This is a genomic window from Streptomyces sp. 8N706, assembly GCF_052245415.1.
In the GTDB taxonomy this organism is placed as follows: Bacteria; Actinomycetota; Actinomycetes; order Streptomycetales; family Streptomycetaceae; genus Streptomyces.
In genome coordinates this window covers 153,859-168,831 of record NZ_JBQQBW010000001.1, presented here as the reverse complement: position 1 = coordinate 168,831, position 14,973 = coordinate 153,859, and the positions used below count along the sequence as shown (strand labels likewise).

Sequence of the window (14,973 nt, the reverse complement as noted above, 5' to 3'; positions counted from 1 at the left end):
CACCACCGCGGCGGCACGCGAGGCCGGTACGGCGTCGTGTGCCGCCGCGGTGGTGTGCTGAGAGAGCCGCTGGTCAGCCCCGGCGGCGGCGGATCGCCCGGGTGATCACCGGGGGGAGGACATCGGCGGCGAGACGGCGGGCGCGCGAGGGCCGGCGGGCGGGGCGGCCCGGCGTGGCAGGGGCCTGCGGGTCGCCAGGGCCCGGGGCCTCGTCGGCGAAACGGGAGGCCGGAGCCGCCGGCGCCTGCGGGCGGCCCGAGAAGCGGAGCACCCGGCGACCGGCGATCTCCTGCACGCTCATGTGCAGATCGCTGCGCCACTCGGTCTCGGCGAGCAGTTCCTCCTGCAGCGGCTCGGGGTCGTCCCACGTGCCGTAGAGCTTCTGCGTGCTCAGACAGACCGGGCGCAGTCCGTGGTTGAACACCGCCTCCCAGGCCGCGGCGGCCACACCGGGGGTGTGCTCGGAGCGGAAGTCGTCCAGGACCACCACCCCGCCGGGCAGCAGGGACTTGCGCGCCGTGTCGATGTCGCCCGCCACATGCTCGTACAGATGCGAGGCGTCGACATGGACGAACCGGCAGGTGTCCGCATCGACATGCCCCGGGACGGCGGACGTGGGGCCCTGGATGACGTAGGGCAGCTCCTCGTGGAAAGCCAGATAGTTCTGCTCGAAGGCGACACGGGTGAGCGTCGGGTAGGACTTCCGCGCCTCCGCCGCGTTCTGCTCGTCCGGCGCCGGGGCGTCGAAGAGGTCACAGACCGTGAAGCGCTCCCCCTCCCGGAGGAAGCTGCCGGTGAAGATGGCGCTTTTCCCCATGAAGACACCCATCTCCAGCAGGTCCCCGGGTTCGTCGAGGCGCTGCTGGCGGGAGAGGAAACGATCGAAAAGTACCTGGTCAAGGCTGGGAAACCAGCCTTTGACGTCGTTCAGCCGACGTGGTCGCTGCTCTGCTGGGGTGAGGGTCGCCGTCATGTGATGTCGTCCTCGATGGGGCAGGGTACGGGCGGAATCGGCCGCCACAGTAGGGGCGGAAAAGCGTCATCGAGCCGACCCCCATGTGTGTTTTGTGTGCCGTTCCGGCGCCGGGCGCCAGGGTTTCCGTCACGGTCACCCGCCGGTCGTCCGCGGTTGGCCGCGCTGCCCGTCCCCGCCCCTCCGGCCCCCTCCGCCCCTTCAGTCGCTCAGTCCCGCCCTACCGCGTTGAGGCGCAGGGAGCGGCGGTACGCCAGCACGCTGGACAGGGTGAGATAGCGGCGGTCGACGCCGCCGCCCTCGCACACCAGCTCACCGGAGTCGATCAGGGCAGTGACCGTCTGGAGCCCCAGGCCGAGCAGCCCGGCAGCCGTTCGTACGGTGATGCTCAGCCCGGCGAAGACCGCCGGGACGGGCTCGTCGGGGCCCTCGCCGCCCCGGCCGGCGAAGCGCTGTGCCCCGAGCATGTGTGATCCGTCCCCTCGGTCCCCGGGGGACGGCACCCCCCGTCCCCCGCGCCCCGCCCCTGCCGCTCAGGTGCCGTACGGGCGCTTGGTGCGTGCCTCCCGGAGGGCCTGGGCCCACCAGGTGAGCTGGTCGAGCATGGTCTTGGCCGCCGCGTTGCAGCCCTCCGGGGCGATCGGCCGACCGTCCTCACCGAACTGCTGCCACGCGTTGTGGAAGCTGACCGTGTCCCGCACGGTGACCGCGTGCAGCTCGGCGAAGACCTGGCGCAGGTGCTCCACCGCCCGCAGCCCACCGGACACACCACCGTAGGAGACGAATCCGACCGGCTTGGCGTTCCACTGCGCGTGGTGCCAGTCGATCACATTCTTCAGACCCGCCGGGTAGCTGTGGTTGTACTCGGGGGTCACCACGACAAAGGCATCGGCGGCCTCCAGGCGCGGGCTCACCTGCTCCAGAACGGCGGCCACCTCGGGTGCGGGATCCATCGTGGGCGCCGTCATGCCCAGGTCGATCTCGGCGAGGTCGATGACGTCGATGTCGCTGTCGGTACGGGGCCGGGCCTCGTCGACGAACCACTGGGCGACGGTGGGACCGAACCGGCCTTCCCGGACGCTCCCGATGATGACGGCCAGTCGGATGGGTGTGTCGGACATCAGATCTCCTTCGATACGGACATCGGGCGGTGACGGCGCCGGAGGACGTACGGGGAACCGTCGCCTCCAGGGCACCGCGGCGAGAGCGCGAAGTGGACGATGAGCCCGGCCTCCGGCTGTCTCCCTGAATGAAAGCGTCCAACTTAAACAAAGGTTCAAGTCAAGCTACGGTGGCAGGATGAGCCAACTACCTTGGAATGTCCGGGAGATCACGGTCGGAGAACTGGCCGAACGCAGCGGCGTCCCCTCGTCCGCCCTGCGCTTCTACGAGCGCCAAGGCCTCATCCACAGCCGGCGCACCCCGGGAAACCAGCGCCGTTACGGCCGGGACACCCTCCGCCGGGTAGCCTTCATCCGCGCCTCGCAACGCGTCGGCATCCCGCTCGCGATGATCCGGGAGGTCCTCTCCCTGCTGCCCGAGGGGCGTACGCCCACCCGCGACGACTGGGCGCGGGTCTCCGAGTGCTGGCGCAAGGACCTCAACGCCCGTATCGAAGAGCTGCAGCGGTTGCGTGACAACCTCACCGACTGCATCGGCTGCGGCTGTCTGTCGATCGACCGCTGCCTGCTGGCGAACCCGTACGACGAACTCGGCGAGGAGGGTCCCGGACCGCGTCGGCTCATCAGGCCTGGAAGCGCCTGAGCCCCTGCCGGGGGCGGAGGCCTGGCGGCGCCGGCCGGTCGCTCTACGCCGCCATGTCGATCCGGGGGAGCTCGCCCCGGGAGGTGACGCCCAGCTTCGGATAGGCGTTGGAGAGGTGGTAGCCCACCGTCCGCGGGCTGAGGAAGAGTTGGGCCCCGATCTCACGGTTGCTCAGGCCCGTCGCGGCGAGCCGTACGACCTGGAGCTCCTGCGGGGTGAGACGGCTGAGCGGATCGGAGCCGCGCGCCTTGGTGCCGATGCTCTCGCCGGCGGGGTGGATGACGGTGCCCCCGAGCAGCACGGCGGACTCCGCGAGCTCCCTGCTGCCCGCGACGATGTCGGGATCGTTGGTGGATATGACCTTCCGCATGGTCGCGCGGAACTGTTCCCAGGTCACCCCCGGGCGGAGCCGGGCCAGCCCGATCCAGCCCGGGCCCTCCGCGGTCGTCGTGGAGCGGAAGGTGGTCGGCTCGGGGTGGCGGTGCTCGGCGCCCGGAGGCTGTCCGCGGTGGAGGTGATCTCCAGGACGCGTGCGTCCCACACCGTCGCCGTGGACGTCACGGACAGCGGGGCGGCCTCGGCGGTGGAGGCGGCCGGGGCGGTCCCGGCGAGGGCCCAGCGCCCTCACTCCGGCGGCCGTCCCCCTCCCCACCACCCTCACCGCGACGTTCGGGCGCTACGCCGAACTCACCGGGCCGTGCTGGATCGAGGCGGAGCGTATGGCCGGGGACGGCTCCGGCTCCATCACACGTGTCTCCGGTCACCAGGACGGCGAAGAGCTGTTCTCCTGCACCCTCGTCACCTCCGAACTCCTCGGCTGAACCGCGCCGTTCCCGCCGCGCCGGGAGGCGGGGACGTTCTCGGCACGGTGCCGGGCGCGCGGACCCGTCCCCAGCGGCGCCCGCGGGCCGCGGCGGTCCGCGGCCCGTCGGCGGGCTCCGCCGCCTCCCCGTCCGCCGCCTCCCTGTCCACCGGCTCCCGGTCCACCCGCTCCCGCCGCGGAAGGAAGATCAGCAGCCCCAGGGAGATCCAGACATAGAGGTTGCCGCCCAGAAAGGCGTCCACCCCGGTGGAGTCCCACCGCCACAGCCAGACCACGCTGCTGCACAGCACGACGTAGAGCACCGCGGAGGTCACCAGCAGGGCGCGGCGGCCGCGGCGCAGGCCCGTGTCGGCGAGCAGGACGAGGGAGGGGGCCAGCCAGACCAGGTGGTGGACCCAGGTGACCGGGCTGGTCAGACAGGCGGCCGCCCCCGTCAGCGCGAAGCCTGACCACACGTCACCGTGCGCGGCGGACCGGCGGGACCGGACCGCCCAGACGGCCAGCACGGCGAGCACACCGAGCAGCCAGGCCGTACGGCTGGGGTCGGCCGGCTCGAGTCGGGCCAGCACGCCGTTCAGCGACTGGTTCGACACATAGGCCTGTGAGCCGATGCGGTCGGTGTTCCACAGGGCCTCGGTCCAGTACGCCACCGACGCCTCCGGTGCCACCAGGGCCCCGGCCAGTGTGGCGGCCGCGGCCGTGCCCGCCGCCAGGCAGGCCGCGTGCAGACGCCGGGTGACCAGCAGATAGCCGATGAAGAGGGCCGGCGTGAGCTTGATCGCCGTGGCCAGGCCGATCCCGATACCGGCCCAGCGGCGGCGCCCCGGACCGCCCGTGGCCAGCAGCCGGGCGTCGGCGAAGACCAGCGCCATCAGGACCAGGTTGACCTGTCCGAAACTGAAGGTGTCCCGCACCGGTTCGAGCAGCGCGAACAGGCATGCCGCCACCGCGACGGCGAACCACCGGCTCCAGCCCTCCCGCCGGATGACCGGCACGACCAGCCAGTGCAGCAGGAGGGCCGCGGCGGCGGCGCCGAGGAGCACGCTGATCGTCACGGCGGCCGTCCAGCCCATCAGGGCCATCGGCAGCATGCACACCGCGGCGAACGGCGGATAGGTGAACCCGTAGTGCGTGCCCGGGCGCAGATACGCGTAGATCTGACCGCCGTCGTGGATCCAGTGGTTGACGGTGCCGTAGTAGACGCCGACGTCGAAGAAGTCCCGGTGCAAGGGAACGGTCACGAGGAAGACCGCGGTCGCGGTGGCCAGGGCGAGGGCGGACAGCACCCGGCCGGAGGTGGTCGAGGGCCCGGTCACGACGCCGTCCGGGGCCGGGGGACGACCGCGCGCCCGGGGGCCGGGAATACCCACCACAGCGTGAGCAGCGCGAGCGCGCCACCGGAGACGGCGAGCGTCAGCTGCAGCCGGTCCGGGGCGTATCCGCTGGGCAGCACGGCCAGGGCGAGGACCCCGCTCGCCACCGCGCACCAGCGCCGTATCCGCCCGTCCGGGGCGGCCGCCGCTATCAGGAACAGCCCCCACAGCGCGTACCAGGGCCGGAACGCCGGTCCCAGCGTGAACACCGCCATCAGGCTCAGCCCCAGCGCGTAGACGGGGCCGAGCCGCTGGTGGCGGCGCCAGAGCACGGCGATCGCCACGGCGGTCGCGGCGAGGCCGAGCCGACGCCACGCCGGTACGGCGGACTCGGCGAGACCGCTGTCCACGGAGTGCAGCAGCGCGCCGCTGAGCCGGCCGAGGCCCGTGGTCAGCGACCAGTTGTCCGGGGAGACGGGGGTGTCCAGCGCGCTGATCCAGCCATAGCCGGTGCCGGTCGCGGCAGTCACGGCGGCGGTCGTCCCCAGAGCGACAGCGCCGGCGAGCAGCGCTGCCCGCGCATACCGGGCGCGCCCGGCGAGCCGGTACGACCAGAGCGCGGCGATGGCCAACAGCCCCAGCACGGCAGGCGCCTTGACCAGCGCGGCGAGTGAGACGAGCACGGCGCCCAGCACAGGCCGCCCGGCCCACGCGGCGACCAGCCCGGCTCCGAGCAGTCCGAGCATCACCGCGTCGTTGTGCGCACCGGCGACCAGATGCATCAGCACCAGGGGGTTGAGCGCGCCGAGCCAGAGCGCGGCGGCCGGGTCGACGCCGCAGCGGCGGGCCAGCGAGGGCAGCGAGGCGATCATCAGCGCGACCCCGGCCACGGCCACCAGCCGCATACCGACGGTTCCGGCGGCGACCCCGGCGCGGGAGAGATCAGCCGTGGCGGCGGCCAGCGCGAGGAACACCGGGCCGTACGGGGCCGGGGTCTGCCGCCAGTCCGGGGCCACCTCGGTCGCGAGCGGCCCGCCGAGCCGGTCCGGCCCGTGGGCGTACACATCCATCTGTGCGTCGACCATGACGCCCTGCGCCAGATAGCTGTACACATCCCGGCTGAACAGCGGGGGGCCGAGCAGCAGCGGTACCGCCCAGGTGGTGAGGGTCAGCATCAGCGCCCGGGGCGTCGGCGGCCGCGGCCCGCGGACCGCCCGTCCCAGCCACCACCACGCCGCGACCAGCAGAACGAGCCCGAAGTACGCGCAGACCAGCCCGAGGGCGGCCCGCCCGGACGAGGGCATGGGCACCTCCGCCAGCGGCAGCGCCCCCGCGGTCAGCCCTCCGGCGAGGAGCGCCAGGGAGCCCGCCAGTCCGAGCGTCCGGCAGCGGTCGGGGGCCACGACTGCATCCAACGCCGACATCCTGGGAGGCTGACAGCGGGTGGTGGCCGGTGGGCAACGGCGTCCCCACCGCGGGGTGGCGGATGTGTGGCGCCCGCCTGACGGGCGGGCGGATCGCCCATGCCTGCCCGATATGCCGTTCCCGCGGGCCCGGGGTTACGGTCGAAGAGCAACCACGACCTCGCGGGGAAGAGGCACGTGCCATGGCTTCGGAGACCCTGGGCGGTACCGCCGCACTGAAGGATCTGCGCGACGGCTTCACGGGCGAGGTGATCACGCCCGACGGCCCGGCCTACGACGAGGCCCGGACGATCTTCAACGCGATGATCGACCGGCGGCCCTCGGCGATCGCCCAGTGCGAGACCCCGGAGGACATCGCCAAGGCCCTCCGCTTCGGACGGGACCTCGATCTGGAGATCGCGGTGCGCGGCGGCGGCCACAGCGTCGCGGGCATGTCCCTCACGGACGGCGGCCTCGTCATCGACCTGCGGCGGATGAGCGCGGTGGTCGTCGATCCCGGGGCGCGCACCGCCGAGGTCGCCGGCGGGGCCACCATGAGCCATCTCGACCGGGCCGGCGAACCGTACGGTCTGGCGACGACGGGTGGCCGGGTGTCCACCACCGGGGTGGGCGGTTTCACGCTGGGCGGCGGAGCGGGTTGGCTCGACCGCAAATACGGTCTCATCTGCGACAACCTGCTCTCGGTTCATCTGGTGACCTCGGACGGCAACGCCGTACGGGCGAGCGAGGACGAGAATCCCGAGCTGTTCTGGGCCCTCCACGGAGGTGGGGGCAACTTCGGTGTGGCGACCTCGTTCTCCTTCCGGCTGCACCCGCTCCCCACGGTGACGGCGATGATGCTGCTGTGGCCGGCGGACGCCGGGCGCGATGTGACGCGCGCCTACCGCGACTTCTTGGAATCCGCCCCCGACGAGGTCGGCGGAGGGCTCATCTTCCTCACCGGACCGCCGGAGGAGTTCGTCCCCGAGCACATGGTGGGACAGCTGGTATGCATGGCCCTGGTCACCTACGCGGGCGGCGAGGCCGAGGCCCGTGAGGTGGCCCGGCCGATGCTGGGGCTCGGCCACGCAGGCGAAATGATCGTCGAACTGCCCTACGCCGAGCTGCAATGCATGCTCGACGATCCTCCCGGCTGCCGGAACTACTGGTCCGCGGAGCATCTCGACAGCTTCCCCGACGAGGCCGTGGACCTCTTCTGCGCCCGGGCGTCCGACATGATCGTCCCCTCGCCCTCGCAGCATGTGCTGTTCCCCCAGGGCGGCGCGACCGCCCGGATGAACCCGGACTTCCCCATTCCGTGGCGCCGGGCGCCGTGGGTGGCCCATCCGTTCGGCCTCTGGGAGGACCCGGCCGACGACGAGCGGGCCCGCCGGTGGGCTCATGACATCCGTGCCGATCTCCAGCCCTGGTCCAGCGGCGCCGTCTATCTCAACTTCATCGGGTACGAGGGGGAGGAGCGGGTGATCGCCGGGTTCGGTCCCGAGAACTACCGGCGTCTCGCCGCGGTGAAGGCGGAGTACGACCCGGACAACGTCTTCCGTCTCAACCACAACATCAAGCCCGCGCCCGCCGCGTGATCCTGCCGACGACGTACCGCCTGCGGGTGTTCACAGGCCGCCGTTGCTCCCGCCGGCCGTCGTTCGCAGTTCTCAGCGGTCTCAGCGGTCTCAGCTGTCGGTCCGATGTCCTCAGCCGTCAGAGCCGTCAGTCCGAGGAGCCCGGGAGTGCGCACCACCCTCCTCCCCCCTCGCGGCGACCGGAGCAGGAGCGGCGGCCGCACCGCCCTGGAGGCGTTCGAGGTCGGAGGCGCGGACCTGGATGACGAAGAGGGCGATCAGCGCGGCGACGATCGTGAAAGCGGCCGAGGCGAGGAAGGCCGTCGACACACCCGTGGCGAGCACCTGGTCACCCCAGGTGCCCGGCAGCTCCCCGGTGCGCTGGAACTGGGCCCGTTGCGCCGGAGTCGCCTGCGCGAGGAACTGCGGCACCTGGCTCGTGGCCTCGTTACGACTGGCCGTGCCGAAGACCGTGACCAGGATCGACAACCCCAGCGAGCCTCCCACCTGTTGGGTGGCGTTCAGCATTCCGGAGGCCGCGCCCGACTCGTGCGGGGCGACATTGGAGACCGCCATGAGCGTCAGCGACACGAACTGCATGCCCATGCCGAAGCCGAACAGCAGGATGGGGCCGAGAATGCTCCCCGCGTACGTACTGGAGACATCGGTCTGTGTCAGCCAGGACAGTCCCGTCGCGGAGAAGAGCGCCCCCACCACCATGAAGGGCTTGGGTCCGAACTTCGGCAGCAGCTGGGACGCCAGCCCCGCGCCGACGGCGATGACCGCGCTCACCGGCAGAAAGGCCAGCCCTGCCTGCAGCGGGCTGAACCCGAGCACGTTCTGCACGAAGAGCGTCAGGAAGAAGAACATGCCGAAGATGGCGGCGGCGATGCTGAGCATCATGCCGTACGAGCCCGCGCGGTTGCGGTCGCCGAACAACTTCAGCGGGGTGATCGGCTGCCTCGAGCGCCTCTCGATGGTGAGGAACACGGTGAGCAGCACCACCGCCGCGCCGAAGGCCGTGAGGGTCAGCGGATCGCGCCAGCCTTCCTCCGAGGCGCGGATGAAGCCGTAGACGAGTGAGGCCATGCCCGCGGTGGAGGTGAGCGCCCCGGCGAGGTCGAAGTGGCCGGGATGGCGTTCGGACTCCTTGATGTGGCGGGGCGTGGCGAAGGCGATGAGCAGGCCTATCGGCACATTGACGAAGAACACCCAGCGCCAGTCGAGCCACTCGACGAGGATGCCACCCATGAGCAGGCCGATCGCGCCGCCGCCCGCGGAGACCGCCGCGAAGACCCCGAACGCCCTGTTCCGCTCCGGGCCTTCCCGGAACGTGGTCGTGATCAGGGCGAGTGCCGTGGGTGAGGCGATGGCGCCGCCCACGCCTTGGAGCGACCGTGCGGCGAGCAGTTCGGGCGCGCTCTGCGCGAGCCCGCCGAGCAGCGAGGCCAGCACGAACACCAGCACACCGAAGATGAACACCCGTCTGCGGCCGAGGATGTCACCGAGTCGTCCGCCGAGCAGCAGCAGTCCGCCGAAGGTGAGCGTGTACGCGTTGATGACCCAGGACAGGCTCTCGGTCGAGAAGTCCAGTGCGCTCTGGATATGAGGGAGCGCGATGTTCACGATGGTGATGTCGAGGACCACCATCAGCTGGCAGGACGCGATGACCAGGAGCGCGATACCACTGCCTCCGCCCCGCCCCGGGGCGTCGGCAGTGCTCGGAGGTGTCGAGTGAGGGCTCGTCATGATGGGTCCCGCGCCTCACGACCGCGGTGAACACGGCGTTCTCTAGCACCGTAGTCCCGGGCCCGGGGTCTCACCACTCGACCTCACCCCGGCCGTATCCGCCCCATTACGGCCTGATCCGAGCAGGTCCCTGCCCAGATCAGTCGCTGTCCGGAACAGTCACTGTCCGGAACAGTCGCTGTCCAAGAGTCGCCGTCCGGAAGAGCGCCTCGGTGGATCCATGCTGCCCGGAACCCGGCCCGGACGGGTCAGGGACGGGCGGACGGCGACAGAAACGCGCGGAACCGCTCCTGCCCCGACAGCGACGGCAGGGCTACGACGCGCCAGTCACGGGCGTACGACGGCGGGGGCCCGTCCCCGGCGACCAGGACCGCCACGGGCCGGCGGCGGGCCAGCTCCACCAGGTCCGCCGTGGTGATGCTGCCGTCGTGCCCCCGGGTCTGGCGGGAGGAGCATCCGGCGCGGAAGCCGATCCGTACGGCCTCCTCGGCGGTGACGACACAAGGTGGCCGCACTCCCTGGCGGTGCAGTTCGTCGACGATGCGGCCCACGGCCTCCCGGGTGTCACGGCCGCGGGAGACGATGGTGCGCAGGACGGCGTACTGCACCGCGAGATGACCGGCCAGGGCGAGGGCGACAGCCGCCGCGACCCAGGGGCGCAGCCGGGGCCGCACTCCAGATACCAGCCCGACCAGGCACAGCGCGACGGGCAGGGCCAGCAGGGCGTACGTGGGCAGCAGGAAACGGGGCGCCGCGTAGTCGATCAGCAGCAGATAGGGCACCGCGAGGAACAGCCCGGCAAGCGTCGGCAGGAGAACCACGGGCGTACGGCGGGCGCGGGCCGCGACCAGGACCCCGCCCGCCGTGAGCAGCGGCAGGGCGAACCACCAAGCGGCGGTGACCGGATGCCGCCACTCCACGTCGCAGGGCCGGCACAGAGACCGCCCCTCCAACGCACGCAGCTGGTCGTCGAAGGCGAGCTGCCATTCCAGGCCGCCCTGGATCCGGTCGGCACGGTCCAGCCGGGCGGCGAGGCCCCCGTAGCGAACATACGCCTCGATGATCCACTCGGCGCTGCCGGCGACCGCCCCGGCGGCGAGAACCAGCAGCACGGCCGGCCGCCGCCAGGCCCGTACGCACAGGGCCGAGAGAACGAGAGGCAGCGCGAGCCATACCGCGTCGGAGGGCCGCAGCAGAGCGGTGAAGGCGATGCCGCAGCCGAGGCCCACCAGCGCCCGGCGGTCGCGGCCCAGGGCGGCGACGGCCGGGCGGGCTACGGCCCGTCCTTCAGCGCCGGTCAGGAGGGAGCCGGTGAGGAACGCGGGGGCGGCGCGACCCCGTACGGTGCGCAGGAAGCAGCCGGTGGTGAACAGCGCGCCGTAGGCGACCCACAGATTGGGCATCGCCTGCGGCCCGTAGTAGAGGGTGATCCACAGTCCCGCGAACAGCGCTCCGGCCAGGGCGAGCACGGTGGCCGGGAGCAGCCGCCGCCACACCCACAGCGCGAGGAAGAGTCCGCAGCCGGACAGGACGGAGAGGTGGATCCGCAGAGCGGCCGTGGAGGTCGTCAGCTCGGTCACCGGCGCGATGAGGAAGGTGATGCCCCGGGCCCGCGGCGCGCTGAAGAAGGCGGCGGGGGCGTGCGGGCTGACCTGGCTGACATAGACCGACTCGTCCCAGCCGAGGCCCGAGCCGGGGGCCACCAGGGCCAGCTGCGCGAGGGTGAACGCGACGGCGACGGCGGAGAGCAGGGGCAGCGGCGCGGCGAACGCGGGGCCGCCATACGGACGGGCACCGGGCTTCTCCCGGTGCGCGCCGGCGGCGAGACTCGCTGGATGCATGGCCGACCTCGCCGTACGTCGGACGCGTGGTCACTTCCCACGGCGTGTGCGAATGGGCTGTGCACCACGCTGCGTCGGCCGCGACCGCCCGGCCACGCGAGTGGGGCAGTCGGCCGAACGATGTCCTCGAACGGGGTCACGGAGGGCCGGCCGGAGCCCGGCTCGTCACCGAAGTCCGGCTCGTTACGGGGAGGGCCCCCGGAAGGTCAGGCTCCGGAAGGTCAGTCCCCGGAACGTCCGCGCCGGGGGTCGACGCCCTGGGGATCCCGTCCGTGGAAGGCCGCCCCGGGGAAGTCGTTCGTCCCGGAGGTCAGCCCGTGGCCGGGCGCTTGGTGAAGCGGTGCCACCAGTGGCCGCGGCGCGGATGCACCACCCGGCCCAGCCTCCGCCCGAGCAGCAGATAGCCGAGGAACGCGCCGGTCGTGTTGAGGATGACGTCGTCGATGTCGAAGGCGCGGCCGGTGACGAGTGCGCCCTGCACCAGTTCGACCAGGACCATGACGACGGCCGTAGCGACCCCGACGCGGAGCAGGCCCCGGGCGCTGGGCACCAGGACCGGCAGCAGCAGGCCGAACGGCACGCCGAGCAGGATGTTGCCGCCGATCTGCTTCACCGTGTCACGGAAGGCGGGCTGCGCGAGGTAGTCACGGATCGAGTCGCCCGGCCGGAGGTTGCTGTGCGTCAGCGGCTCGGAGGCCGACGACGGGGCCAGCGTCAACTTGGCGAGGACGACCGCGAAACCGACCATCGCGGCGAACGCGATCAGCATCACCAGGACCCGTATCACCGCCGGTGGTCCCGGCACGGGCGGCGGCGCGGCACCGGCCCTCTCCCTCTTCCCGCTCGTCGGCCGTCTGTCCCGCTTCCCGCTCGTCGGCCTCCTCTGCCGCTTCCGCCGACCCGCACCGTCGCGCCGCTTCGACGCGGTGCCGCCCCGCGAGGGTGTCTTCCTCAGGTTTTTCCCTCGCTTGTTCCCGCGCCGGTTACGGGCCGCCCTGCCGATCTCGTAGCCGAACAGCACCCATCTGCCTGCCATGAAGGACCCCCAAGGTCTGTCGGGGCTCCGGTGGAGGCGCTCGATCCCGCCTCCGCCGGCGCCGGTGTCGCCTCACTCGCGGTTACCCGGGGTCCGTCGCGGCACGCGCCGACGTTCCCCGGCAACCCGACCCCCGCATGGCACCGTCTGTACCGGAGAGCCCCAGAAGGGGCCGGGGCGAAGGGCGAAGCGTGGATACAGCCGACACCGCAGCGGGCCGGCCGGAGGCGGGCCGGAAGGAGACAGGCCGGTCCGAGTCGCCCGCGGAGGGGACGGCCGCGGCGGAAACCGCCCCGGACGGGACAGCAACGGCGGACATCCCCCGCGAAGGGACAGCCGTGGCAGAAGCCACCCGGGAAGGGACCGGCCGAACCGCGGTACGCCAGGCTCGTCGGCCACGTTCCCGCCGGGCCGTCGACCCGGCGCCGCTGTCCCGGTATCTCTCTCGCGTACACCATGGCGCGCGGCTCCCGCGCGGCCGCACCCGCCGCACGGCAGCCGTCTCCGCGGCCGTGCTGCTCGTGACGGCGTCGGTGCCGGTCGCCTGCCGGGCCGCCGGGGCGGACGGTGTCACACCGGTACCCCAGCTGCTCGCCTTCCTGCCGTGGCTGCTGGTGCCCGCGGGCCTCGCGCTGCTGCTCGCCGCGGCCGCTCGATGGCCCGCGGGCTGCGCCTGGGCACTCGCCGTGCTCGCCGCCACGGGCTGGTTCATGGCGCCGTACGGCGAAGGGGCGGCCGAGCCGCGCGGCCCGATCGCCGCCCGGCTGCTGGTGCTGACAGCCAACCTCGAATTCGGCGGCGCCACACCCGCGTTCCTGGACACGCTGCGCCGTGAGCGGCCCGGCCTCGTATCCGTTCAGGAGTGCGACACCCGCTGCGCCGCCGCTCTGGCCACGCCCGCCCTGCGGAAGGCCTACCCGTACCGGAACATCGCGCCCGGCGATCCGGCCGAGGGCTCCGCACTTCTGAGCAGATATCCGCTGGACCGCGAGCCCGGCGTCACCGGCACCCTCTCCATGCCGGGTGCGGTCGCCCGGATCGCCGGGCAGCGGGTACGGGTCCAGGTGGCCCACCCCATGCCGCCCGTGCCGGGGCAGCTGGGCCTGTGGCGCACGGAACTGGGCCGGCTGCGCGGCTACGCCGAGCGCCGCGGCGGACTGCCCGCCATCCTCGCGGGCGACTTCAACTCCTCCCAGGACCACGCCGCCTTCCGGGCGGTCCTCGACACCGGGCTGCGGGACAGCGCCCGTCTCCTCGGTGCGAGCCGCACCCCGACCTGGCCGTCCGGCACCGCACGCCACGGCGTGGGAACGCAGATCGACCACATCCTGGTCAGTGACGCCTTCCGGCCCCGCAGCGTCCGTTTCCTCGACCTCGACGGCACCGACCACCGCGCTGTTCTGGCCACGCTCGACTTCCATACGCCCGCGGGCGGGAGCCGGGGCTGAGAGAACGCGCTTCCGGATGATGACGTCCCGGAGCTGCCTCGGTGACCGCGGCGAGGGACTCGGCGGGGCCCGTCCCGGTTTGGCGCGTACGACAACGGGTTACTCGCCGGAGGTGAGTTCCCAGCGCAGCATCCGTGTCGGCCGGCGGACGATCGAGCTCCGCCGGCCGGAGAAGGTCCTCTTCCCCGACGACGGTGTCACCAAAGCCGATCTCGTCGAGCACTACCGCTCCGTCGCCCCGCGCATGCTGCCCCATCTGCGGCGGCGGCCGATGATGATGGTGCGCCACCCGGACGGCATCGGGAAGAAGGCGCTCGTCCAGAAGAACATCCCGGACTACTTCCCCGACTGGATCCATCGCACCGAGGTGGCCAAGGAGGGCGGCACGGTCACCCATGTGGTGTGCGACGACACCGCCACCCTGGTCTACCTCGCCGACCAGGCATGCGTCACCCCGCACCGCTGGCTCTCCCGCGCCGACGCACCCGATCACCCCGATCAGTTGATCTTCGACCTCGACATCCCGTCCCCGGCGGCGGGGTTCGAGGACGTACGGTGGGCGGCGCACCGGGTGTGCGGCCTGATGGACGAACTCGGGCTGCCCGTACGGCTGATGACGACCGGTTCGAGCGGTGTGCATATCGTGGTCCCGCTGGACCGCCGGGCGCCCTTCGACGACGTGCGGTCCTTCGCCTCCGCGGCGGCGGACCTTCTGGCGGACCGCCACCCCGACCGTCTCACCACCGAACAGCGCAAGACCGAGCGCAAAGGCCGCGTCTATCTGGACATCCAGCGCAACGCCTACGCCCAGACAGCGGTGGCCCCGTACGCGGTACGGGCCCTGCCGGGGGCCCCGGTCGCCACGCCCATCGCACGCGAGGAACTGGACGATCCCGAACTCACCTCTCGCCGCTGGACCCTGACCACGATCGGCGAACGGCTGCCCGCCGACCCGTGGTCGGGCACGCCTCGGAGAGGCCGGTCGCTCCGCACGGCGGAGCGCCGCCTCTCCGAGGTACGGACGGCATGAGCAGGGCAGGCCCCCG

13 protein-coding genes and 1 pseudogene are annotated in these 14,973 nt (G+C 72.3%); 5 read left to right on the top strand and 9 right to left on the bottom strand.

What is annotated here, in order from left to right; translation table 11 throughout:
* Positions 1-73: 73 nt before the first annotated feature.
* From ACTWQE_RS00760 to ACTWQE_RS00750, 3 genes are all read right to left on the bottom strand, one after another.
* On the bottom strand, positions 74-973 hold the full coding sequence (locus ACTWQE_RS00760) for a class I SAM-dependent methyltransferase (RefSeq protein ID WP_443326780.1): 900 nt from the start codon (positions 971-973) through the stop codon (positions 74-76).
* Positions 974-1,182: 209 nt separating this feature from the next.
* The gene (locus ACTWQE_RS00755; RefSeq protein ID WP_443326779.1) at positions 1,183-1,440 is read right to left on the bottom strand and encodes a hypothetical protein; all 258 of its coding nucleotides are present in this window, start codon (positions 1,438-1,440) and stop codon (positions 1,183-1,185) included.
* A gap of 66 nt (positions 1,441-1,506) precedes the next feature.
* Complete coding sequence (locus ACTWQE_RS00750; RefSeq protein ID WP_443326777.1) at positions 1,507-2,094, bottom strand: NADPH-dependent FMN reductase; 588 nt, start codon at positions 2,092-2,094, stop codon at positions 1,507-1,509.
* A 178-nt stretch (positions 2,095-2,272) separates the two neighbouring features.
* Between ACTWQE_RS00750 and soxR the strand changes: the two genes are divergently transcribed.
* Positions 2,273-2,737: a redox-sensitive transcriptional activator SoxR gene (gene soxR, locus ACTWQE_RS00745; protein WP_443326776.1), complete on the top strand. Its 465-nt coding sequence runs from the start codon at positions 2,273-2,275 to the stop codon at positions 2,735-2,737.
* 43 nt (positions 2,738-2,780) lie between these two features.
* Here soxR and ACTWQE_RS00740 read toward each other — a convergent pair.
* A pseudogene (locus tag ACTWQE_RS00740) lies at positions 2,781-2,978 on the bottom strand (helix-turn-helix domain-containing protein); the annotation flags it as partial.
* A gap of 289 nt (positions 2,979-3,267) precedes the next feature.
* On the opposite strand from ACTWQE_RS00740, the gene ACTWQE_RS00735 reads away from it, so the two are divergent.
* Complete coding sequence (locus ACTWQE_RS00735; protein WP_443326775.1) at positions 3,268-3,558, top strand: hypothetical protein; 291 nt, start codon at positions 3,268-3,270, stop codon at positions 3,556-3,558.
* Here the strand turns inward: ACTWQE_RS00735 and ACTWQE_RS00730 are convergent.
* Both ACTWQE_RS00730 and mptB read right to left on the bottom strand, forming a co-directional pair.
* Positions 3,536-4,876 (bottom strand): glycosyltransferase 87 family protein, encoded by a 1,341-nt coding sequence (locus ACTWQE_RS00730; protein ID WP_443326774.1) that lies wholly within the window; start codon positions 4,874-4,876, stop codon positions 3,536-3,538. The genes ACTWQE_RS00735 and ACTWQE_RS00730 overlap by 23 nt on opposite strands.
* Positions 4,873-6,297, bottom strand: a complete 1,425-nt coding sequence (gene mptB, locus ACTWQE_RS00725; protein ID WP_443326773.1) for a polyprenol phosphomannose-dependent alpha 1,6 mannosyltransferase MptB — start codon at positions 6,295-6,297, stop codon at positions 4,873-4,875. The genes ACTWQE_RS00730 and mptB overlap by 4 nt, the downstream gene beginning before the upstream one ends.
* A 182-nt stretch (positions 6,298-6,479) precedes the next feature.
* Here mptB and ACTWQE_RS00720 point away from each other — a divergent pair, with 182 nt between their 5' ends.
* Positions 6,480-7,874 (top strand): FAD-binding oxidoreductase, encoded by a 1,395-nt coding sequence (locus ACTWQE_RS00720; protein WP_443326772.1) that lies wholly within the window; start codon positions 6,480-6,482, stop codon positions 7,872-7,874.
* A gap of 111 nt (positions 7,875-7,985) precedes the next feature.
* Here ACTWQE_RS00720 and ACTWQE_RS00715 read toward each other — a convergent pair whose 3' ends face one another.
* The 3 genes from ACTWQE_RS00715 to ACTWQE_RS00705 all read right to left on the bottom strand — a co-directional run bounded on the left by ACTWQE_RS00715 (position 7,986) and on the right by ACTWQE_RS00705 (position 12,479).
* Positions 7,986-9,602 carry an MFS transporter gene (locus ACTWQE_RS00715; RefSeq protein ID WP_443326771.1) on the bottom strand — a complete coding sequence of 539 codons (1,617 nt, stop codon included), beginning with the start codon at positions 9,600-9,602 and terminating at the stop codon, positions 7,986-7,988.
* A gap of 248 nt (positions 9,603-9,850) precedes the next feature.
* Complete coding sequence (locus tag ACTWQE_RS00710) at positions 9,851-11,443, bottom strand: hypothetical protein (RefSeq protein ID WP_443326770.1); 1,593 nt, start codon at positions 11,441-11,443, stop codon at positions 9,851-9,853.
* Positions 11,444-11,753: 310 nt separating this feature from the next.
* On the bottom strand, positions 11,754-12,479 hold the full coding sequence (locus ACTWQE_RS00705; protein WP_443326769.1) for a VanZ family protein: 726 nt from the start codon (positions 12,477-12,479) through the stop codon (positions 11,754-11,756).
* Between the two features lie 338 nt (positions 12,480-12,817).
* Here ACTWQE_RS00705 and ACTWQE_RS00700 point away from each other — a divergent pair, with 338 nt between their 5' ends.
* Together ACTWQE_RS00700 and ligD are read left to right on the top strand one after the other, a co-directional pair.
* Complete coding sequence (locus ACTWQE_RS00700; RefSeq protein ID WP_443326768.1) at positions 12,818-13,927, top strand: endonuclease/exonuclease/phosphatase family protein; 1,110 nt, start codon at positions 12,818-12,820, stop codon at positions 13,925-13,927.
* A 112-nt stretch (positions 13,928-14,039) separates the two neighbouring features.
* Complete coding sequence (gene ligD / locus ACTWQE_RS00695) at positions 14,040-14,957, top strand: non-homologous end-joining DNA ligase (RefSeq protein WP_443326767.1); 918 nt, start codon at positions 14,040-14,042, stop codon at positions 14,955-14,957.
* The last annotated feature ends 16 nt before the right edge of the window (positions 14,958-14,973 follow it).